The sequence below is a fragment of the Methylosinus sp. sav-2 genome (genome assembly GCF_004366495.1).
GTDB lineage: Bacteria > Pseudomonadota > Alphaproteobacteria > Rhizobiales > Beijerinckiaceae > Methylosinus.
The window spans coordinates 164843-185668 of record NZ_SOEJ01000005.1; the positions used below are offsets into that span (position 1 = coordinate 164843).

General features: G+C 63.0%; 16 protein-coding genes. 12 read left to right on the forward strand and 4 right to left on the reverse strand.

Annotation, left to right across the window (positions count from 1 at the left end):
- Nucleotides 1–32: 32 nt before the first annotated feature.
- Nucleotides 33–914: an outer membrane protein assembly factor BamD gene (locus EDE12_RS11785; RefSeq protein WP_024880320.1), complete on the reverse strand. Its 882-nt coding sequence runs from the start codon at nucleotides 912–914 to the stop codon at nucleotides 33–35.
- A 349-nt stretch (nucleotides 915–1263) separates the two neighbouring features.
- Between EDE12_RS11785 and EDE12_RS11790 the strand changes: the two genes are divergently transcribed.
- Genes EDE12_RS11790 through EDE12_RS11800 form a run of 3 tightly spaced genes read left to right on the forward strand, consistent with a single transcriptional unit; the run spans nucleotide 1264 to nucleotide 3288 of the window.
- A complete protein-coding gene (locus EDE12_RS11790; RefSeq protein ID WP_051592502.1) occupies nucleotides 1264–1776 on the forward strand; it encodes a TadE/TadG family type IV pilus assembly protein in 513 nt (170 codons plus the stop codon).
- Nucleotides 1773–2288 (forward strand): TadE/TadG family type IV pilus assembly protein, encoded by a 516-nt coding sequence (locus EDE12_RS11795; RefSeq protein WP_051465422.1) that lies wholly within the window; start codon nucleotides 1773–1775, stop codon nucleotides 2286–2288. The genes EDE12_RS11790 and EDE12_RS11795 overlap by 4 nt, the downstream gene beginning before the upstream one ends.
- Nucleotides 2281–3288 carry a pilus assembly protein TadG-related protein gene (locus tag EDE12_RS11800; RefSeq protein ID WP_024880322.1) on the forward strand — a complete coding sequence of 336 codons (1008 nt, stop codon included), beginning with the start codon at nucleotides 2281–2283 and terminating at the stop codon, nucleotides 3286–3288. The genes EDE12_RS11795 and EDE12_RS11800 overlap by 8 nt, the downstream gene beginning before the upstream one ends.
- A gap of 47 nt (nucleotides 3289–3335) precedes the next feature.
- Here the strand turns inward: EDE12_RS11800 and EDE12_RS11805 are convergent, their stop codons facing one another.
- Nucleotides 3336–4142 (reverse strand): sterol desaturase family protein, encoded by an 807-nt coding sequence (locus tag EDE12_RS11805; protein ID WP_026598887.1) that lies wholly within the window; start codon nucleotides 4140–4142, stop codon nucleotides 3336–3338.
- A 282-nt stretch (nucleotides 4143–4424) separates the two neighbouring features.
- Between EDE12_RS11805 and EDE12_RS11810 the strand changes: the two genes are divergently transcribed.
- On the forward strand, nucleotides 4425–5138 hold the full coding sequence (locus tag EDE12_RS11810; RefSeq protein ID WP_036290979.1) for a hypothetical protein: 714 nt from the start codon (nucleotides 4425–4427) through the stop codon (nucleotides 5136–5138).
- 157 nt (nucleotides 5139–5295) lie between these two features.
- Here EDE12_RS11810 and EDE12_RS11815 read toward each other — a convergent pair whose 3' ends face one another.
- A complete protein-coding gene (locus tag EDE12_RS11815) occupies nucleotides 5296–7842 on the reverse strand; it encodes an NACHT domain-containing protein (protein WP_134188090.1) in 2547 nt (848 codons plus the stop codon).
- A 343-nt stretch (nucleotides 7843–8185) separates the two neighbouring features.
- Between EDE12_RS11815 and carB the strand changes: the two genes are divergently transcribed.
- The 6 genes from carB (at nucleotide 8186) to glyS (ending at nucleotide 17849) form a co-directional block, all read left to right on the forward strand.
- A complete protein-coding gene (gene carB / locus EDE12_RS11820) occupies nucleotides 8186–11680 on the forward strand; it encodes a carbamoyl-phosphate synthase large subunit (RefSeq protein WP_026598889.1) in 3495 nt (1164 codons plus the stop codon).
- 157 nt (nucleotides 11681–11837) lie between these two features.
- Entirely contained in the window at nucleotides 11838–12311 is a 474-nt protein-coding gene (gene greA, locus EDE12_RS11825; RefSeq protein WP_024880327.1) for a transcription elongation factor GreA, read from the forward strand.
- 149 nt (nucleotides 12312–12460) lie between these two features.
- Nucleotides 12461–13633 (forward strand): mitochondrial fission ELM1 family protein, encoded by a 1173-nt coding sequence (locus tag EDE12_RS11830; RefSeq protein ID WP_026598890.1) that lies wholly within the window; start codon nucleotides 12461–12463, stop codon nucleotides 13631–13633.
- A gap of 118 nt (nucleotides 13634–13751) precedes the next feature.
- Complete coding sequence (gene trxB / locus EDE12_RS11835) at nucleotides 13752–14747, forward strand: thioredoxin-disulfide reductase (RefSeq protein WP_026598891.1); 996 nt, start codon at nucleotides 13752–13754, stop codon at nucleotides 14745–14747.
- Between the two features lie 150 nt (nucleotides 14748–14897).
- The gene (locus EDE12_RS11840; protein ID WP_024880329.1) at nucleotides 14898–15302 is read left to right on the forward strand and encodes an endonuclease domain-containing protein; all 405 of its coding nucleotides are present in this window, start codon (nucleotides 14898–14900) and stop codon (nucleotides 15300–15302) included.
- A 210-nt stretch (nucleotides 15303–15512) separates the two neighbouring features.
- Nucleotides 15513–17849 carry a glycine--tRNA ligase subunit beta gene (gene glyS / locus EDE12_RS11845; protein ID WP_026598892.1) on the forward strand — a complete coding sequence of 779 codons (2337 nt, stop codon included), beginning with the start codon at nucleotides 15513–15515 and terminating at the stop codon, nucleotides 17847–17849.
- A 176-nt stretch (nucleotides 17850–18025) separates the two neighbouring features.
- Here the strand turns inward: glyS and EDE12_RS11850 are convergent, their stop codons facing one another.
- Nucleotides 18026–19192, reverse strand: a complete 1167-nt coding sequence (locus EDE12_RS11850) for a penicillin-binding protein activator (protein ID WP_036291627.1) — start codon at nucleotides 19190–19192, stop codon at nucleotides 18026–18028.
- A 262-nt stretch (nucleotides 19193–19454) separates the two neighbouring features.
- On the opposite strand from EDE12_RS11850, the gene rsmI reads away from it, so the two are divergent.
- Nucleotides 19455–20378, forward strand: coding sequence for a 16S rRNA (cytidine(1402)-2'-O)-methyltransferase (rsmI, locus tag EDE12_RS11855; RefSeq protein WP_024880332.1), 924 nt, complete (start codon nucleotides 19455–19457; stop codon nucleotides 20376–20378).
- Nucleotides 20375–20749 (forward strand): YraN family protein, encoded by a 375-nt coding sequence (locus EDE12_RS11860; protein WP_026598894.1) that lies wholly within the window; start codon nucleotides 20375–20377, stop codon nucleotides 20747–20749. The genes rsmI and EDE12_RS11860 overlap by 4 nt, the downstream gene beginning before the upstream one ends.
- The last annotated feature ends 77 nt before the right edge of the window (nucleotides 20750–20826 follow it).

Genomic DNA, 20826 nt, shown 5'->3' on the forward strand with positions numbered 1-20826 from the left:
TTCCGGCCCCCTCGGCTCGCCCCTGCGAACGCTCAGCTGGAGCCGAGCGTCTTGCCGATCTTGGAGAGCCACGAGCCCTGATGTTCCTCGGGCGCGACGCCGCCCGTCGCGAGCAGCGAATGCGCATCCTTGTACCAGGACGAATCGGGGAAATTATGCCCCAGAATGGCCGCTGCCGTCTGCGCCTCATTGACGACGCCCATAGCGAAATAGGCCTCCGTCAACCGATACAGCGCCTCCTCGGCGTGGCGGGTCGTCTGATATTTGGCGAGCACGTCATGGAAGCGATTGACCGCGGCCGCGTAATTCTTGCGCGTCAGATAGAAGCGGCCGACCGTCATGTCCTTGGCGGCGAGCTGATCGCGCGCCACCTGGATCTTGTATTTGACGTCGGTCACATATTCCGACTTGGGGAACTTCTCGACGAGCTGGGTGAAGATGGCCAGGGCCTTCTCCGCGCTCTCCTGGTCCTGCATCACCGCAGGGACCTGATTATAATAAGACATTCCCGCGAGATAATACATATAGGGCGTGTCTGGAGAGGTCGGGTAGAGGCCGATGTAGCGCTGCGCCGAGGCGACCGCGTCGTCATAGGCGGGCTTCTGATATTGCGCGAAAGTCTGCATCAGCAGGCCTTTGCGCGCCCATTGCGAGAAGGGATATTGCTTCTCGAGCTCGCCGAACTTCTTGGCGGCGTTCTCGTAATCATGGGCGTCCATGCGGGCGAGGCCCTGATTATAGATATCCTCGGCCGGAATATCGGGCAGAATCTCGGTCTTGTATTTTTCGCCGGAGAAGAGGCCGAAGCCGCTCGTTATGCTGTCCATGATATCGGCGCGCGCCGGCGCCGCCGCGAGCAGCGTGCAGGCGAGAACCGCGACGCGATAGCGGGACGAGCGGAAAATCATCGGCATGTGATCGACCTCATCGGGCGTAGGCGGTTTACTTTCTGTAGACCAAATCTCCGGGACGCGCCACCCGGCCTGATCCACGAGAAAAACAAGCGCGCGGGCCGCGCTCGCGAGACAGTTCGGCGGCGGCCGGCGCCCGAGCCTCCCGCAATCGGGAACGCGGAATCGCTTCACCGCGACGGCCAGATGACGGGCGAGTTCGGGCGACATTATGGCGGGCGTGGCGTTTCCCCAGACGGATGCGCGAAAGCCCCCCAGCGCTGCTTCGCCGCGCGGCCATGATCGCATTAATGCCTAGGTAACACCCGCCCCTCATGATGTGGGATAGTTTCCCACGCAAGAGCGGAGCGCCATGATGGCCACATTGGGAGCATGTGAGAGGCGCGCCGCCTTCTCCGAATGTCGAAGCGGCGCGACGGCGGTCGAATTCGCGTTCATCGCGCCGATTTTCATTTTGATCCTGGTCGTGTGGATCGATCTCGGCATGACTTTGCTCGAGCAGAGCGTGCTGGACAGCGCGACATTGCGGGCGGCGCGCAGCGTCAAGATCGGCGCGACGACGACGTCGGCGGCCTTCAAGACGACGCTCTGCGCCTATCTCTATGGCGTCGTCCCCTGCGCTTCGATCAAATATACGGTCCAATCCGGGACGAGCTTCTCCGCCCTTTCGACAACCATCACGACCGACAGCGCCAATGCGCTGACCAATATGAGCTTTTCCATCGGCTCGGGCGGATCGGACGTGCTGGTGCAGGTCGGCTTCACGCGCACGCTGTTCGCGCCCTGGCTCTCCTCCCTCTTCGGCAAGAACGGCTATCTGCTGATTCTGTCGACGGTCGCCTTCCAGAACGAGCCCTATTCATGAGCCGCCCGCTTCGACAGGACGGCGGCGTCGCGCTCGTCGAATTCGCGCTGATCGCGCCAGTCGCTCTCATGCTCACTCTCGGCGCCTTCGAGGCGACGCGGCTCATTCGAGCGAGCTGGAAAGCGCGGCTGGCGGCGCAGACCTTGGCCGATCTCGTCTCCCAGCAGACGAATGTCTCCACGACGATCATGTCCAATCTCTGCTCGGGCGCGCAAATGGCGCTTTCGCCGCTGAAGAGCTCGGGCTTCAAAGCCGCGGTGACGAGCGTCGTCTATTCGAGCAGCGGCCGGGCGAAAGACTGGCAGGACACGAGCTGCGGCTCCGCCTCCGCGACGACCAATGCGCCGACGCTGGCGACGACCTACACGCCGACCTCCGGCGACAGCGCCATCGTGGTGCAGGCGACATACGCCTATGCGGCCCCCGTCTCCTACGTGCTGCCCTCGACATTCTCTTTCTCGGCGATCGCGGTCGCCAAGCCACGCAACGGATCGAAGGTGACTCATGATTGAGAAAAGATCGACATTCGCCCGCTTCCGCGCGGATCGTCGCGGCGCGGCGGTGCTCCTGTTCGCCGCCGTATTGCTGCCGCTCGCTCTGCTGATCGGAGCAGGCGTCAATCTGGCGAGCGCTTTCGCGATTCGCTCGCGATTGCAGAACGCCGTCGATCAGGCGGCCTTGGCCGGCGCGACCGCCTATGTCTCTTCCTCGACCAGCGCCGCCGCCGTCACCGCCGCCAAAGCCTATATGGCCGGCGCCGTTGCGCTTCTGCCCAGCGCCTCCGCCTCGATCAGCTATTCGGCGACGACATCGACGGCCAGCTCCAGCAGCTCGACCACCGCCTATATCGTCACGGTGACGGCCTCGGCCACGGCCAAAAGCCAGATGCTCGCGGCCATTATGGCGAATGCGCCGATATCGGTGACGGCCACGGCGAAAAATTTCGTCTACACGGCGAGCATCGCCCTATCGCAATTCAACTCCAGCGCCTTGGACGCCAACACGCTCTATTATTACATCGTGCCGAGCGACGGCTCGACGCCATCGACCTCCAGCCTCACCAAGCTGTTCAGCAACAGCGGCGGCTCCACCTCCGGCACGATCAAGGTGACGCTCACCGCCGGGCAGAAATTGGGACTGGCGCTCTACAATGTCACCGGCGGACGCGGCGGCTATGGCTCCAACGGCTATGGCGGCGCGCAGGGCTCGTCGCATTATTTCTATTCGCATTTGTCGCCCCCGAGCAAAACCGCCTATTCGAGCGTGACGAAGAATTGCAGCCTTCAGGTCGTCACCAGCCTATCGTCGCTGGTCAGCGGCTCCTGCCTCTCGTCATTGCCGACCTATGCGGCGCTCAATTGCGCCTCGGCCGCGGGCAAGACGCTCTATTACGCCTGGAACGACATGGGCGGAAACACCGACGACTATGACTATAATGACGCGGTCATGTCGGTGACATGCGCCGCCAATGATTCGACCGCCAAGGCGACCGGCGTCGTGCTGACCAATTGATGGAGCGCCGAAAAACCCGGAAGGCGAGCCGGCGACGGCTCCGCCGATCAGACGGAGGCCGCCACGCGCTCGCGTTGGCGCACGCGCTCCGGCACGAGGTCCCAGCGCGTCTTGAACAGAGTGTCGCAGAGGCCCGGCGTGCCGAAACCGTCGGAAAAGCTCACATTGCCACGCGTGTGGTGGAAGCCGTGGGCCGCGCTGGTGGTGAGATGATCGAGCGTGGCGTTGAGCCGCTTGCGCCAGCCCTTCGCCGCGGGATCGCGGAAGGCGAGGCCGAAATCATAGCCCGAATGCTCATAGAGCCCACCGAGCGCGCCGAGGCTGGTCATCCACAGATGAAAAGCGACGCTGGCGCCGCCGCCGCCGACGAGAACCAGCGGCAGCAGATAGGGCATCACGATCTCGAAGAAGAAATCCGCGCCGGACTGATAGCAGGCGCTGATCGCCTTGCTGGCGCCGGTCTGATGATGCAGCGCATGGCCGAGCCGATTCATCATCGCCGGATGATGCAGCAGATGGCGATGCGCGACATATTGCACGATGTCATGGCCGATCAGCATGCCGATCATGGTCAGGACGAGCGCGGTCCAGCTCAGATGCGGCGCGCCGACGAAGCCGAGGCCGAAATATTCCACCGCCAGCATGGAGGGCAGGAGTATCGCCGTCTGATTGAACAAGACGCGCGGCAGCAGCTGGCGATAGCTCATGCGATCGAGGTCGCGAACCTTGAAGCGCTTCAGCCGGCCGGTCGAATCACACCATTCGAAAGCGAGACCGATCCCGTGGAACGCGACCATCTGCGCGGCCCAGGCGAGAAAGGAGAGAGGGATATATCCGAATGGTTCGAGCGACATAGACAGGCGGACTCCGATCGGGAGTTCCGTTCGTCGCGCCGGCCGCAATCCCCGCGGCGAACGGAGGAGATTTTTTTTGTCCTATAGCCGAGTTCATGGCGGATTTCTAGTCGGCGGGACCGGGACGCCAAGGCTTTGAATCCGGATGAGCAGCTCCTCACGCGGCGGCGTCATGTCCGCGCTCGTGGACATGACCGCCTCCTCCGTGCTGGACGCCAAATCTCGCCTCGAGCTATCACCACTCCACTGAAACGCGCCGCCCTCCAAGGAAAAGCTCTTCCCGTGATCCCCTGGACCCAGCTCGATACGGCCCCCGTGCCCGGCGGCGCGGAGGAACTGCGGCTCAAGCGGCGGGGCGCGGAATTCTCCATCATGCTCGGCAATAATGAGCTGATGAACAGCCGCCTCAGCGGCTCGGAGGAGGCGCTGGCCTCGCTCGCCTGCGGGAAAATCGCCGGCCGGGCGCAGCCGCGCGCGCTCATCGGCGGGCTCGGCATGGGTTTCACCTTGCGCGCCGCGCTCGGCGCTCTCGGGGCGAAGGCGCAGATCACCGTCGCCGAGCTCGTGCCCGCCGTCGTGGCCTGGGCGCGGGGGCCGATGGCGGAGGTTTTCGGCGACAGCCTGACCGACCCGCGCGTGCGCATAGAGGTGGAGGATGTCGGGCGGGCGATCCGCTCCGGCCGCGGCGGCTACGACGCCATTCTCCTCGATGTCGACAACGGCCCCGAAGGCCTCACGCGCGACGCCAATGGCGGGCTCTATGGCGAGGAGGGACTGCGGGAGGCGCGCTCCGCGCTGCGTCCGGCCGGCGTGCTGGCCGTATGGTCCTGCGCGCCGGATCGGGCGTTTTCCGCGCGGCTGCGCAAGGCCGGCTTCCGCGTCGAGGAGGTCAAAGCGCGCGCCCATCGCGGAGGCGGCGGCGCGCGCCATGTGATCTGGCTCGCCACACGCGTCGATTCGCGGACGCGGCCGCGGGCGGAAGCATATCCGGATTGACGCGGAAGGCACGCGGGCCCCTTGTGCAGCCGCGCGAACACTCTCAGAGGGGAGCCCTCCCCGCTTTGGATGCTCAAGAATCGGCGTCGCGTGGGTTAGGCAGGGCAGCGGCATCCGTTCTCTCGACCAGACTTTGGCCAAACTCGCTCATCTGCACTTATCGTCGTTGTTCCAAAAATTCGCTAAAAGGTTCTGGAAGGCGTTCATGTACAAATTCTGAGACCAGTTCCCTTCCTATCGGTGTAGTCCTGACGGCCTCGGCTCTGATCACTTCGACCATCCCTTTTCTTATCATAAAATCAACGAACTCCCGGGCAAAAGGCGGATCATCGCGAGCCACGCCTCTTTGCGTAAGCCCTCGAATTTCACGTAGTGGCTGCTCAGCTAGCTTCTCAAGAATCTTTGCTACAATATCGAATTTTGGATGATGACCGTAGACAAAGTAATCATCTATTTCATCAACGATAGCTCCTTGATATTTCAGGTATCCGGCAGCACTATCTCCTTCAAGATATACCCTACTGCCATTTATGCTTACATATATACATGGCTTTTCAGCCAACGCCTTAAATGACGCACCATCAAAAACGCAATTTGAAAAATCACATTCATATATAAGAGCACCATCAAAGCTACTAGAAGTAAGATTGCAGTCGTAGAACAAGATAGAATCCAACAAAGAATTTTCGAACGCGCTATTTGATAGATCGAGTGCACCAAATGACAAGCGTGATGCCTCAGAGTTTCTCATATTTATAGATATTTTATTTGAACTTAAATTATTTATATTGAAGCTAATTTCCTGAACACGTATTGAATCCAAAAGTAGGTCTCCGCCTCCAAATTTCTTCAAGACGCTATCTGTTTTTTGGCCATCGCCAAGCCTCCCAAAGGCCTCCCATAACAGGCATACATAGGTGCCGAGCGATGGCTTTGCTTCTCGATACGGCCACACCGCTGTAATTGAATTAATGCAGCTTTCTATTACACTTCTGTCCATTGAAGCGACAAACGATTTCATTGGCTCAGAGATGGGAACTTTTATATCCGGAAAATCCTTGGCCCTGCATTTTCCAATAAAATACTCAGCAACTAGATATTCCCTCAGAGAATTGTGAGAGAAGGCCCACCCAGCCTGAGAGTTCTCTGTTGATCTAGTGAGAGTGGCTGAGCTTCTAAGATTCTCAAACAATGAGATTCTTTCCGATACCCGATGGTCTGCATCAAGAACTCTCAGATACGCCCTAAACTCCTGATCAATGATTGAATAAAATATACTGTCTGTTGCAATTCTAACATCTCTTTGAGAAAGAATAATTGCCAGCTGATGAAGGCACGCCCTCCGAATCTTCGGCTCAATTCCAGGCGTCCTCTTTTGATCTCTTAACATCAATCTATCAATTATCATCTTATATATAACCCACTCCCCCAACACCCTTGGATTGCCATTCATTTCTTCTTCCGGCTGAGCCTTCAATTCATCAATTAGATCTAGCAAGTACGTAATTATTACCGGCTTACCAGAAAGAGAGCGATTTTCACCAGCAACCGTACGAAAAACAGACTTAAGAATTGAAATAACGATCCCCTGGCCAACTAAGTCATCTTTTAGCTTTCTTTCTACTAGAGCCAATGTTTGCACCGGGGACAGATCTTGTAGAACTCTTTCAAACCTATTTAAAAGCAACCGCGTAACTGCAATGTCAACGCGCCTCTCTGTTTCCAGGTAGCCTTCATCGCTCTTGCTAATATAGTATTCATTGTCCTTAAACATCTTATATAACGCCTCGAAAACGTGAAACTCCTCGGATTCCGTAAAATAGTTTGGCCTGCTAGTAAGCACTCCCTTCGCTCCACCAGAAGCTAGGTCCGCCAGGGCGCTTAGGCATGCCCTCCTCTCACGCGTATTTAGAAATTGAGCCATCTCGTCGTATCCATCCAATAGCAGGATAACACGACCGGTACGAATCAACTGAAGAAGAAAATCGATTGAAATATGCGTTAACCCGTTTGTATCCAAGAAATGATGCAACAGAGTCCGAGAATCAAATTGTCTCGAAAAATCACGGAGCTCAATCCGCAACGGAATTGGCTCATCTGGTGATTTTCTATACTTCTCTACTAAGCGCCTCTGTATCACCTGAGTAAGCGCTGTCTTGCCTGTTCCATATTCTCCCAGTACTATTATCCAACGCCTGTCTGTCGAGTTGTCTGACGCCCACGACATGATCCAATCGGTCGCGCGTTCATGACCGTTCGAATCGTCAAAAAAAGGTTCTTCATAGGAGTTTTCAAACTGTTTTAGCTCACGATCTTCCAGGATTCGATCTACATAATATGAGAACTTTTCAAACGACCTAAACAACTCTGCATAAGTCATTGTTTTTATGCCAGTTGCCGTCGCGCGCTCTCGCACCTCAGCTGTAAACCCGTTGCTCGAAATTAGCAGGCAGACACATGATGCGTCCTGCTTTTGTAACAAGGCAAATTTCGTCAAGTCCTTTGCGTATTTTGTATTGCTCACATATTCAATCGTAGCCTCAATGTATATGGTAGGAGCGAATGGGCTTGCCTTCGATTCTGCAATAAGGTCGACTTGAGCTCCATGTATATGGATATTTTCTCTAACATCATAGCCGTTCAACTCGAAAAGCCGTCTGATCGCAGGGGGAAGAGTCTCTGCTGTAAAATCGAGTTCCAACATCGCCGCTTCCTCCAAGAAATTTTCTGCCACACGAGCGAAGTTCAAAGGCTCGATCGTCCGGACCAAGGCGTTCTACCGCCACGGAGCATAGGTTAGGAATTCCTTGTCGGCAAACGGCTGCGCCCCCTTCCCCTTCCGCAGATTCTCGTCTAACACACGGCCGACCGCCGGGCCGGGCCTCTCGCCCCGCTCGATCTCGTCTCTAGGGAGGGCGCGCTGGACCTTGGAAAGGCTGCAGCGCGGCCTTTTTTTGTGCGCGCCGGCGCCGCGACAGACGACAAGACGCGCGCTCTCCCCCATTCTGGGGAGTGTCCCGCGACGAAAGGATGACAGACGGACCGACATGCCGAAGCGAACAGACATCTCGACCATTCTGATCATCGGCGCCGGCCCCATCGTCATCGGCCAGGCCTGCGAATTCGACTATTCCGGCACTCAGGCCTGCAAGGCCCTGCGCGCCGAGGGCTATCGAATCGTCCTCGTCAATTCCAATCCCGCGACGATCATGACCGATCCCGACATGGCGGATCGGACCTATGTCGAGCCGATAACGCCCGAGATCGTCGCCAAGATCATCGAGAAGGAGCGCTACGCCATTCCTGGCGGCTTCGCGCTGCTGCCCACCATGGGCGGCCAGACCGCCTTGAATTGCGCGCTCTCGCTCGAGCGCATGGGCGTGCTGGAGAAATTCGACGTCGAGATGATCGGCGCCAACGCCCAGGCCATAGACAAGGCCGAGGATCGCGAATTGTTCCGCGAGGCGATGACCAAGATCGGCCTCGCGACGCCGCGCTCGCGCCTCGCCAACGCCACCGACGTCAAGACCTCCGACAAAGCCAAGCGCAACGCCGAGATCGCCGAGATCGAGGCCTCCACCCTCTCCGCCGAGGAGAAGCAGAAGGCGATCGCCGATATTCGCCGCCGCTGGGAGACGGACGAGCCGGAGCGCAAGCGGCGCTACATTTCCAAGGGCCTGACCGAGGCGCTGGAGGCGCTGGAGGACATCGGCCTGCCGGCGATCATCCGCCCCTCCTTCACTTTGGCCGGCACGGGCGGCGGCATCGCCTATAACAAGGCCGAGTTCATCGACATCATCGAGCGGGGCTTAGATGCCTCGCCGACCACCGAGGTGCTGATCGAAGAGAGCGTCATCGGCTGGAAAGAGTACGAGATGGAGGTCGTCCGCGACAAAGCGGACAATTGCATCATCGTCTGCTCGATCGAGAATATCGATCCGATGGGCGTGCATACGGGCGATTCGATCACCGTCGCCCCTGCCCTGACGCTGACCGACAAAGAATATCAGATCATGCGCGACGCCTCGCTCGCCGTGCTGCGCGAGATCGGCGTCGAGACCGGCGGCTCCAATGTGCAATTCGCCGTCGATCCCGCCACCGGCCGCATGATCGTCATCGAGATGAATCCGCGCGTGTCGCGCTCCTCGGCGCTGGCCTCCAAGGCGACGGGATTCCCCATCGCCAAGGTCGCCGCCAAGCTCGCCGTCGGCTACACGCTGGACGAGATCGCCAACGACATTACCGGAGGGGCGACGCCGGCCTCCTTCGAGCCGACGATCGATTATGTCGTCACCAAGATTCCGCGCTTCGCCTTCGAGAAATTCCCCGGCGCCGAGCCGATTCTGACGACGGCGATGAAATCCGTCGGCGAGGTCATGGCGATCGGGCGCAATTTCGCCGAATCGCTGCAAAAGGCGCTGCGCTCGCTGGAGACCGGCCTCTCCGGCCTCGACGAGATCGAGATCGACGGCATGGGCCGCGGTGACGATATGAACGTCCTGCGCGCCGCGCTCGGCACGCCGACGCCGGATCGGCTGCTCGTCGTCGGCCAGGCGCTGCGGCTCGGCATGGATCCGCAGGAGATTCACGAGGCCTGCAAGATCGATCCCTGGTTCATCGCGCGGATTGAGGAGATCGTCGCGCTGGAGGCCAGAGTGCGCGCCTTCGGCCTGCCGAAGGACGCCGAGAATTTCCGCGCCCTGAAATTCGCCGGCTTCTCCGACGCGCGCCTCGCCACGCTCACCGGCGCCGGCGAGAAGGAGGTGCGCGCGGCGCGGCGGGCGCTCGGCGTGCGGCCGGTCTATAAGCGCATCGACACTTGCGCGGCGGAATTCGCCTCGCCCACCGCCTATATGTATTCGACCTATGAGACGCCTTTCCTCGGCGCGCCGGCCAATGAGGCGCGGCCGTCGAATCGGCGCAAGGTGGTCATTCTCGGCGGCGGGCCGAACCGCATCGGCCAGGGCATAGAGTTCGACTATTGCTGCTGCCACGCCTGCTTCGCGCTCGCCGACGCGGGCTATGAAACCATCATGATCAACTGCAATCCCGAGACTGTGTCGACGGATTACGACACCTCCGATCGTCTCTATTTCGAGCCGCTGACGGCCGAGGATGTGGAGGAGATTTTGGACGTCGAGCGCAGCAATGGGACATTGCACGGCGTCATCGTCCAATACGGCGGCCAGACGCCCTTGAAGCTCGCCCATGCGCTGAGCTCGGCGGGCCTGCCCATTCTCGGCACGCCGGTCGATTCGATCGACCTCGCCGAGGATCGCGACCGTTTCAAGCGCCTGCTCGACAAGCTCGGATTGAAGCAGCCGAAAAACGGCATCGCCTATTCGGTGGAGCAGTCGCGGCTCGTCGCCGGCGAGCTCGGCCTGCCTCTGGTGGTGCGGCCCTCCTATGTGCTGGGCGGACGCGCGATGGCCATCATCCGCGATCAGAACACGCTCGACGATTATCTGCTCGGCACGCTGCCGAGCCTCGTGCCTTCCGATGTGAAGGCGCGCTACCCCAATGACAAGACCGGGCAGATCAACACGGTTCTCGGCAAGAACCCGCTGCTCTTCGACCGTTATCTCACCGACGCCATAGAGGTGGACGTCGACTGTCTCGCCGATGGCGAGGAGGCGGCCATCGCCGGGGTGATGGAGCATATCGAGGAAGCGGGAATTCATTCCGGCGATTCGGCCTGCTCGCTGCCGCCGCGCTCGCTGTCGGCGGAGATGGTGGCCGAGCTCGAGCGGCAGACGATCCAGCTCGCCAAGGCGCTCGGCGTCATCGGGCTGATGAACGTCCAATATGCGCTGAAGGACGGCGAAATCTTCGTGCTCGAGGTCAATCCGCGCGCCTCGCGCACCGTGCCCTTCGTCGCCAAGGTGATCGGCGCGCCCATCGCCAAGATCGCGGCGCGGATCATGGCTGGGGAGAAGCTCTCGGCCTTCACTCTGCCCACCCGCGCGCCGAATCACGTCGGCGTGAAGGAATCGGTCTTCCCCTTCGCGCGCTTCCCCGGCGTCGACACCGTGCTCGGGCCGGAAATGCGCTCGACGGGCGAGGTCATCGGCCTCGACCGCAGCTTCGAGGCCGCCTTCGCCAAGAGCCAGCTCGGCGGCGGCACAAAGGTGCCGCGGCAGGGAACGGTCTTCGTCTCGGTGCGCGACGCCGACAAGCCGCGCGTCATACCGGCGGTCCAGCAGCTGGTGAGCCTCGGCTTCACCGTGGTGGCGACGGGAGGCACGGCGCGCTTTCTGCAGGAGCAAGGCGTGCCGGCGCAAAAGCTCAACAAAGTGTCGGAAGGCCGCCCGCATATTGTGGACGCCATCAAGAACGGCTCGGTTCAGCTGGTGTTCAACACGACCGAAGGCGCTCAGGCGCTGGCGGATTCTCGTTCCTTGCGCCAAGCTGCGCTATTGCATAAAGTCCCCTATTATACGACTCTGGCCGGCGCGATCGCAGCAGTCCAGAGCATCAGGGCCTATGTATCGGGAGATCTCGAAGTCCGCGCCCTTCAGGACTATTTCGCGTCGAATGCGTGACCTCGCGCCGCGCGAATATAATTGAAGGCCGCCGCATCCGCGGCTCGTTCATGTCGAGGAAGTCCGACCGTCCGCCGCAGCTTTCGCTGGTCCGGGGGCGCCGGGAATTTTGTTGACCGGGTCAGGACCATCCAGGAGCGAAAGAGCAAGAGACATGGTGGACAAGGTGCCCATGACCGCCGCCGGCTACGCATCTCTCGACGAGGAGCTGCGTCAGCGCCAGCAGATCGAACGTCCGCGCATCATCCAGGCGATCGCCGAGGCGCGCGCCCATGGCGATCTCTCGGAAAACGCTGAATATCATGCCGCGAAAGAGGCCCAATCGCTGAACGAGGGCCGCATCGCCGAGCTCGAGGACAAGCTCTCCCGCGCCGAGGTCATAGACGTATCCAAGCTCACCGGCAATACGGTGAAATTCGGCGCGACGGTCACGGTCGTCGACGAGGACACCGAGGAAGAGAAGGCCTATCAGATCGTCGGCGAGCCCGAAGCCGATGTGAAGAGGGGCCGCGTCTCCATCGCCTCCCCCATCGCCCGCGCGCTGATCGGCAAGAAGGCCGGCGACACGGTCGAGGTGAAGACGCCGGGCGGCGGCAAGAGCTATGAGATTTTGAAGGTCGCTTTCGTCTGAGCGGCATGGGCGGCGAGGCCCCCTCCCCAGCCCTCCCCCGCTGCGCGGGAGAGGGAGCAGACTCGGGGACCCAAGCGGAATCTGAAAAAGCTCGCGTTATCCTTCTCCCACTTGTGGGAGAAGGCAGCCCTCGCGTCAGCGAGGGTCGGATGAGGGCGCCTCCCGCAGTCCAATATTCTGCCGATCGGTTTGGACCCTCATCCGACCCGGCCATTAGCCCGGCGCTTGCGACGGGCGTCCTATCGGACACCCTATGGCCGGGCCACCTTCTCCCGCGCGCGGGAGAAGGGAGAGCCCAAACCGCCTGGGTCCTCTCCGACACCCGCGCCGGCCATGAGGTCCAGAGTCTCGGCATAGCGGACGCCCTCGGCCTCTCCCCCCGCCTCATTCGCCTCGCCCCGCGCGGCCTCATCGCCGCGCTCGCGCCCTTCGGCCCGATCGATCCGCGCGAAGCGAAGCTGCTCGCCCCGCCCTATCCCGATCTCGTCATCGCCTGCGGCAGGCGGACGATTCCCTATATGCGCCATGTGAAGCGCGCCTCCGGCGGCGCGGTCTTCACCGTCTATGTGAATCGCCCGGCCAGCGGGCTCGGGACGGCGGATGTCATCGTCGCGCCGCGCCATGACGGGCTCGTGGGAGAAAATGTCATCGCCCCGCTCGCGCCGGCGAATCGGCTGACGCCACAGCGCCTCGCCGAAGCGCGCGCCGCTCTCGACCCGCGCGTCGCGGCGCTGCCTGAGCCGAGAGTGGGGCTGCTGATCGGTGGGGATAGTCGGCATTTTCGGTTTTCGGAGAGGGATGCGGAGAGGCTTCTCGCCGACGTCGGCGCCATGCTGGACCAGGGGTGGAGCGTCGCGGCGACGGTCTCGCGGCGGACGCCGGCGCGGCTCGTCGAGGCTTTGCGCGAGCGGCTCGTGGGCCCTCATCCGACCCCGCTTCGCGGGGCCACCTTCTCCCACGAGTGGGAGAAGGAAGCGCGCGCCTTTCTTTGGGCGGGGGACGGCGAGAATCCCTATCTCTCCATTCTCGCCGGCTCGCAGGCGCTGCTGGTGACGGCCGATAGCGTCAATATGGTCGCCGAGGCGGCCACGACCGGCGCGCCGGTCCATGTCTTCGAGCCGGAGGGCGGCGCCGCCAAGATCGCCGCCTTTCTCGATGCGCTCGAGCAGCGCGGCGCTTTGCGCCGCTGGCGCGGCCGGCTCGAGCATTGGCGCTACGAGCCGCTGAACGAGACGCCGGCCATCGCCGAAGAGATCGCCCGCCGCTACGCCGCCTTCCGTGGGGCGGCCCCCGTATTGCTTCATGGCTCGTGCGCTTCGTAATAGATTCGCGAGTCGCCCGAAGATCACGAGCGGTTGCGGCGCAACGCATAATGGCTAGATTGCGCCCATCCGAACGCGCCGCGCCGTCCGCGCGGAGACATTCGCAAAGAGCCTCTTCATGTCCGCAGACGATAAAGGCCGCCTGCACGCCCGCGTCATCGTGCTGGGGTCCGGCCCCGCCGGCTATACGGCGGCGATCTACACCGCGCGCGCCATGCTCGAGCCCGTGGTCATCGCCGGCTTCGATCAGGGCGGCCAGCTCATGATCACCACAGATGTGGAGAATTACCCCGGCTTCGCCGAGCCGATCCAAGGCCCCTGGCTGATGGATCAGATGCGCGCCCAGGCCGAGCATGTCGGCGCCAAGCTCGTCTCCGACCATATCGTCGAGGCGCGGCTGGACAAGCGGCCCTTCGAGCTATTGGGCGATTCGGGAACGCTCTACACGGCGGACGCGCTCATCATCGCGACCGGCGCCAAGGCCAAATGGCTCGGCCTTCCGAGCGAGGAGGCGTTCAAGGGCTATGGCGTCTCCGCCTGCGCTACTTGCGACGGCTTTTTCTTCCGCGGCAAGAAGGTGCTGGTCGTCGGCGGCGGCAATACGGCGGTGGAGGAGGCGCTCTATCTCTCGCAGATCGCCGCCGAGGTGACGGTGGTGCATCGCCGCGACTCCTTCCGCGCCGAGCGTGTGCTGCAGGAGCGGCTCGCCGCGCGGCCGAATGTCAAAATCCTCTTCGATCACGCGATCGACGAGATCTTGGGCGGCAGCGCCCCGCCTTCGGTCACGCAGACGCGCTTGAAGAACGTCAAGACCGGCGCGACGCAGACGCTGGATGTGGACGGGGTCTTCATCGCCATCGGCCATCAGCCGGCCTCGGAGCTGTTCGTCGGCCAGCTGGAGCTGAAGCCCTCGGGCTATATCGCCGTGCAGCCGGGCACGACCAACACCAATATTCCGGGCGTGTTCGCGGCCGGCGATGTCGCGGACGAGACCTATCGCCAGGCGGTGACGGCCGCCGGCCTCGGCTGCATGGCGGCGCTGGATGTGGAGCGATATCTGCTGGAGACGCCAGCGCATGCGAGCGACGCGCTCACCTCCGAGGAGCCTTTGTAACAGCAGCCGAGTCCCCACCCTCCCCTTCAGGGGGAGGGTCGCGCCGAAGGCGCGGGGTGGGGTCCCCGCGATAAAGATTCGGGATCACCCCACCCCGGCCTGCTCCGCAGGTCGACCCCTCGAAAGGGAGGGTGAGCAGGACGGCCGGCGATGCGCGACGAGGACAGGCTTCGACGATTTCGCCTCGGAACGGCGCGCCGCCTACGCGAGAACACGACAAGCGCAGAGCAGAGGCTCTGGCGCGAGCTGGATCGCGTGCCGCTGCTGCGCACGCATTTTCGGCGGCAGGCGCCGATCGGGCCTTACGTCGTCGATTTCGTCTGCTTGCGCGAGAGGCTCGTGATCGAAGTCGATGGCCCGTCACATACCGAAACCGCGGCGTCGCAGAGAGACACCGCGCGGACGCTCTGGCTCGAACAGCAGGGCTATCGCGTTCTCCGTTTCTGGAACCAGGAAGTGTACGAGAATATCGACGGCGTTCTCGACACGATCCATGCGGCGCTGTACGGCTCTCTCGGCGCGCCGCCGGCCCCACCTTCGAGTGAAGAGCTCTGAGACTTCCGATGGTCATCTCCGAGATATCGCAGAACCCGAATCCCCACCCTCCCCTTCAGGGGGAGGGTCGCGCCGAAGGCGCGGGGTGGGGTCCGCGCGATAGAGACTCGGGAGCACCCCACCCCGTCCTGCTTCGCAGGCCGACCCTCCCCCTGAAGGGGAGGGTGGAAAAACACCTCGTCTCCGCACGCACGAGAAACAGATAAATCGATGCCCGACCTTCTCCTCGAACTCTTCAGCGAAGAAATTCCCGCCCGCATGCAGCGTCAGGCTGCCGATGATCTGCAGCGGCTCGTCTGCGGCGCGCTCGCAGAAAAGGGGCTGACCTATGAGGGCGCGGCCGCTCATGCGACGCCGCGCCGGCTGGCGCTGCATATCGCCGGCCTGCCCGGCCGCCAGCCGGATACGCGCGAGGAGAAGAAGGGTCCGCGCGTCGGCGCGCCCGAGGCCGCCATTCAGGGCTTTCTGAAGAGCGCCGGCCTCGCGTCGATCGATGAGGCCAAGATCGAGAAGGACGCCAAAAAGGGCGAGTTCTATGTCGCCGTCATCGAGCGCGCCGGGCGCGAGACGATCGCGGTGCTGGCGGATCTGCTGCCGGGGATTGTGAAGAGCTTCCCCTGGCCGAAATCCATGCGCTGGGGCAAAGCCTCGACGCGGCTCGATGCGCTGCGCTGGGTGCGGCCGCTGCAATCCATTCTCGCCACTTTCGGGACCGAGATGGAGACGCCGGATGTGGTGCGCTTCTCTGTCGATGGAATCGAGAGCGGCGATGTCTCCCACGGCCATCGCTTTCTGGCGCCGGCCCCCTTCGCAGTGAAGCGCTTCGACGATTACGTTCCCGCGCTGGAGAAGGCGAAGGTCGTGCTCGACGCCGCGCGCCGGCGAGACATCGTGCTGCATGACGCGCGCAATCTCGCTATGGCGCTGGGGCTGGAGCTGGTCGAGGACGCCGCGCTGCTCGAGGAGGTCGCCGGCCTCGTCGAATGGCCGGTCACGCTGATGGGCGCTTTCGACGAGAGCTTTCTCTCCATACCGCCGGAGGTCATTCGCGCGACCATTCGCGTCAATCAGAAATGCTTCGTGCTGAAGCGCCCGGACGGCGGCCTCGCCAATCGCTTCATCCTCGTCTCGAACATAGAGGCGAGCGATGGCGGCGAGACGATCATCGGCGGCAATCAGCGCGTCATCGCCGCGCGCCTGTCGGACGCCAAATTCTTCTATGAGACCGATCTGAAGACGCCGCTCGGCGAGCGTCTGCCCAAGCTCGACAATATCGTCTTCCATGAAAAGCTCGGCACGCAGGGCGAGCGCGTTAAGCGCATAGAGGCGCTGGCGCGCGAGCTGGCGCCCATCGTCGGCGCCGATGCGGACAAGGCCGCGCGGGCGGCGACGCTCGCCAAGGCCGACCTCGTCACCGAAATGGTCGGCGAGTTCCCCGAGCTTCAGGGACTCATGGGCCGCTATTACGCGGCGGCGCAGGGCGAGGACGCGGAGGTCGCCGCGGCGCTGGAGGAGCATTACAAGCCGCAGGGGCCGGCGGACCGTATTCCGACGAGCCCTGTTTCCATCGCCGTGGCGCTCGCCGACAAGCTCGACACGCTCGTCGGCTTTTGGGCGATCGACGAGAAGCCGACGGGCAGCAAAGACCCTTATGCGCTACGCCGCGCGGCGCTGGGCATCATCCGCCTCGCGCTCGAGAATGAGCTGCGGCTGCCGCTGCGCGAAGCCTTCGCCGCCGCGCAATGGCCGGTCTGGCTCGCGGCGCGCACGCCGCTGCGCGAGCTGGTGACGAGCGAGGTCAATCGCGTCGCCTCCGACCTCTCGCCCAATGGCGCAGCGGCCCTCTCGGTCGACGCCGAGGCGCATCTGCGCCGCGACATAGAGAAGCAGCTTCACGCCGTCGGCAGAGAGGCGGGCGCCGAGGCGCCCTCGCCTGCCGCCGAGATTTTCTTGCGCGAGACGCTGCCGCCTCTGCTGACCACCAATGCGGCCGATCTCCTCGCCTTCTTCATCGACCGACTGAAGGTCTACCTTCGCGATCGCGGCGCACGATATGACCTCATCGATGCGGCGCTCGGGGCCTCGGCCTCGGCGCAGTCTCGAGAAGGGAGCGCGCAAATGCCGGACGATCTGCTCACCATCACGCGCAAGGTGGAGGCTCTGGGGAAATTCCTCGACACCGACGACGGCAAGAATCTGCTCGCCGGCTTTCGCCGCGCCGCCAATATTCTCAAGATCGAGGAGAAAAAGGACGGCGCCGGGTCCTATGAGGAGCCGCATCATCCCAATCTGCGCATGGAGCAGCCCGAGCATAAGCTCGCCGCCGCCATCAAGCGCGCGCGGGAGGAGACATCGGAACGGCTCGACAAGGAGAATTTCGAGAGCGCCATGCAGGCGCTGTCAAAGCTACGCGAGCCGGTCGACAACTTCTTCGAGGCGGTGACGGTGAATTGCGACGATCCGAAAGTGCGCCTCAACCGTCTGCGCCTGCTCGCCGAGCTGCGCGAAGCCATGCTGCAAGTGGCGGATTTTTCGAAAGTGGCGTGAGGCGCGCGCCGATCGGGTGAAGGTTTCCTCATCCTGAGGAGCCTGCGCAGCAGGCGTCTCGAAGGACGAGGAAAGCTTCATACGCCGCCATCTGGAGCTCACCCTCGCGCTTCGAGACGGTCGCTGCGCGACCTCCTCAGCATGAGGGCGAGGGTGATTGCCCTTCCCCGACGCGCCTACGCCCCATTCCCCGTGAAAGTCCGCGGCGCGGGCGAGAGCACCTTTGCGGCGCCGCCGGAAATCTCCAGCACGGACAGGCCGCGCTCGTTCATGCCGTCGGCCTTGAAGCGGAACACGCCATCGGCGCCGTTGAAGCCCGATGGATTGACCAGCACATTCTCCGAATAGCGCTGCGAGCCCTGGCTGCGCGACAGAGCGATGGCCAGCGACACGGCGTCATAGGCGAGCGTCGCGATGCGGGCCGGATCGGTGTTGAACTTGGCGCGGTAGCGCTGCGCCAAGCTGTTGAAGCCGGCGTTCTCCGGCGCGACGAACCAGGCGCCTTGCAGCGCCGGAAGCTTCAGCACGCGCGCGTCGTTCCAAAGGCCGGTGCCGAGCACCTGAATGCGCTTGGTGTCGATATGCGCCGTCTGCAATTCCTGCGAGACAGCGGCCATGGCCTCGGCCTGCTCGGGGATGAACAGCGCGTCGATCTGCTCGGCCGCCTGGGCGATGCGCTGCACCGAGGCCTGCACGGCGCCGGGCTTGTAGCGCTCGATCGTCAGCACGCGCATTCCGTGATTGGCGGCGCTCTGCTGGAATTGCGCCAGCGCCACAGTGCCATAGTCGTTCTCGGGCACTAGCGCGGCGACCGATTTCTTGCCGCGCTGCGCGGCGAAATCGACGATGCGCTCGACATAGCCCTCCACCAGGAAGGACAGGAGATAGACGCCCTTGCCGGCGACGGAGGAGTCGGTCGAGAAGGCGATGATCGGCTTGCCCGCGCCGCGGGCGACGCGCGCCGCCTCCTTCACGCCGCTGGCGAAGACGGGGCCGATGACGATCTCCGCGCCCTCGTTTATGGCGTTTTGCGCGGCCTGGGCGGCGCCGGCGGGCGTGGAATGATCGTCCTTGACCAGAATGGTCACGTCATTGGCGCCGCTGTCGGCATAGGCGAGCTTGGCCGCGTTGAGCAGCGAGGCGCCCACCTGGCTCGGCCCGGAGGCCATGGAGAGCGGCACGATCAGCGCGATACGCGTCGCGCCGCTGCCGATCAGCTCGCCCTCATTGAGCTGGCCGACCTCCACCTTGCCGAGCGGCGCCGAGAGCCGCAGATCGGGAGCGCCGGGAACGCCCGGACCCGCCGTGGGATTGCAGGCGCCGAGAAAGGACGCCGCAGCCAAGGCGCAGAAGAGGCGCGCCGACGCCACAGCGCCGCCTCGCCGAAACCTGTTCCGCCTACCCATGACCAATGGAAGCCTCCCGCTCGAACGGCCCGATGAAATCGCCGTCTTATACGCGATTGCGGAAAGCGCACGGCAACCCCTAAATTGAAATAAAATGGAATTTTGCGGGGAAATTGCGGCCTTGAACGCGCTTTCCATGTTCTGTAAAAAGAACACGCGGACGATTCATCGAACATCCGCATCGGTGGAGAGGCGGGCCATGAGCGAAGGAAAAGTGACGACGCCGGCGGCTTATACCGCTTTCGGCTTGCGAGCGGAGGCGGAGAAGATCGCGCCCGGGCTGCATCTCGTCGCGACGCCGATCGGCAATCTGAAGGATATCTCCTTCCGCGCCTTGTCGACGCTGGCGGCGGCCGACGCCGTCGTGGCGGAAGACACGCGCGTCACCAAGACTTTGCTCGCCCATTATGGGATTTCGACGCCGCTCGTCGCCTATCACGAGCACAACGCCCATGTGATGCGGCCGCATCTCATCGCGCGGCTGGAGGCCGGAGCGGCGCTGGCGCTGGTCTCCGACGCCGGCACGCCGCTGGTCTCGGACCCGGGCTTCAAGCTCGTGGCCGAGTCGCTGGAGAAGGGAATCAAGGTCACATCGGTCCCCGGCCCTTCGGCCGTGCTGGCGGCGCTGGTCGTCGCCGGCCTGCCGACAGATCGTTTCTTCTTCGAGGGATTTTTGCCGCATAAGGGCGGACCGCGGCGGGCGCGGCTCGCCGAGCTGGCGCGCATTCCCGGCACTCTGGTGTTCTTCGAATCGCCCAAGCGCGTCGCCGAGACGCTGGAGGACGCCGCCGCCGTGCTCGGCCCCCGCGACGCCGCCATCGCCCGCGAGCTGACCAAATTCTACGAATCGGTGCGGCGCGGCAGGCTCGACGAGCTCGCAGCCGCGCTGCGCGAGGAGGAGCCGCCGCGCGGCGAGATCGTGGTGCTGGTCGCCCCGCCCGGCGCGGACGCCGAGGCGACCAGCGAGGCCGATCTCGACGCCAAGCTCGAGGAGGCGCTCGCCGCCCATTCGCTGAAGGACGCCGCCAGCGTCGTCTCCGCCTCCACCGGCCGGCCGCGCCGCGAGGTCTATGCGCGGGCGATCAAGCTCGCCGCCGAGCGCGAGAGCGAGACGCGCGAGTGAACGAGACGGAAGAAAGGCGCGCGCACCATCGCGGCGGGCTGCGCGCCGAGACGATTGCGGCGCTGTGGCTGAAGATCAAATTCTACACCATCCTCGATCGCCGCTACCGCATTCGCGGCGGCGAGATCGACATTGTGGCGCGACGCGGCCGGACGATCGCTTTCGTGGAAGTGAAGGCGCGCGCGAGCCTCGAGGAGGCGATGATCTCCATCACCGAGGAGAAGCGCCGGCGCATCTCCCGCGCGGCGTCGAAATGGCTGGCGTCCAATCCCTGGGCCGCGGATCATGTGCTGCGCGGCGATGCGGTCTATATCGCGCCGAAGCGCCTGCCGCTGCATGTGGAGGCGGCGGTGGAATTGGATTTGGGATGACGCAAGAGGCGAAGCGCTGAAACCGCGCCCCTTCTTCCACAAGTGGAAAAAGGTGTCGCGCGAAGCTATCCTCGCGC

Bases quoted from the DNA above. Each gene is read 5' to 3' on its own strand.
- EDE12_RS11840 (WP_024880329.1), top strand. From the start codon at position 14,898: ATGCGCGACGAGGACAGGCTTCGACGATTTCGCCTCGGAACGGCGCGC.
- rsmI (WP_024880332.1), top strand. From the start codon at position 19,455: ATGAGCGAAGGAAAAGTGACGACGCCGGCGGCTTATACCGCTTTCGGC.
- glyS (WP_026598892.1), top strand. From the start codon at position 15,513: ATGCCCGACCTTCTCCTCGAACTCTTCAGCGAAGAAATTCCCGCCCGC.
- EDE12_RS11785 (WP_024880320.1), bottom strand. From the start codon at position 914: ATGCCGATGATTTTCCGCTCGTCCCGCTATCGCGTCGCGGTTCTCGCC.
- EDE12_RS11790 (WP_051592502.1), top strand. From the start codon at position 1,264: ATGATGGCCACATTGGGAGCATGTGAGAGGCGCGCCGCCTTCTCCGAA.
- EDE12_RS11805 (WP_026598887.1), bottom strand. From the start codon at position 4,142: ATGTCGCTCGAACCATTCGGATATATCCCTCTCTCCTTTCTCGCCTGG.
- EDE12_RS11800 (WP_024880322.1), top strand. From the start codon at position 2,281: ATGATTGAGAAAAGATCGACATTCGCCCGCTTCCGCGCGGATCGTCGC.
- EDE12_RS11795 (WP_051465422.1), top strand. From the start codon at position 1,773: ATGAGCCGCCCGCTTCGACAGGACGGCGGCGTCGCGCTCGTCGAATTC.
- EDE12_RS11815 (WP_134188090.1), bottom strand. From the start codon at position 7,842: ATGTTGGAACTCGATTTTACAGCAGAGACTCTTCCCCCTGCGATCAGA.
- trxB (WP_026598891.1), top strand. From the start codon at position 13,752: ATGTCCGCAGACGATAAAGGCCGCCTGCACGCCCGCGTCATCGTGCTG.
- carB (WP_026598889.1), top strand. From the start codon at position 8,186: ATGCCGAAGCGAACAGACATCTCGACCATTCTGATCATCGGCGCCGGC.
- EDE12_RS11830 (WP_026598890.1), top strand. From the start codon at position 12,461: ATGAGGGCGCCTCCCGCAGTCCAATATTCTGCCGATCGGTTTGGACCC.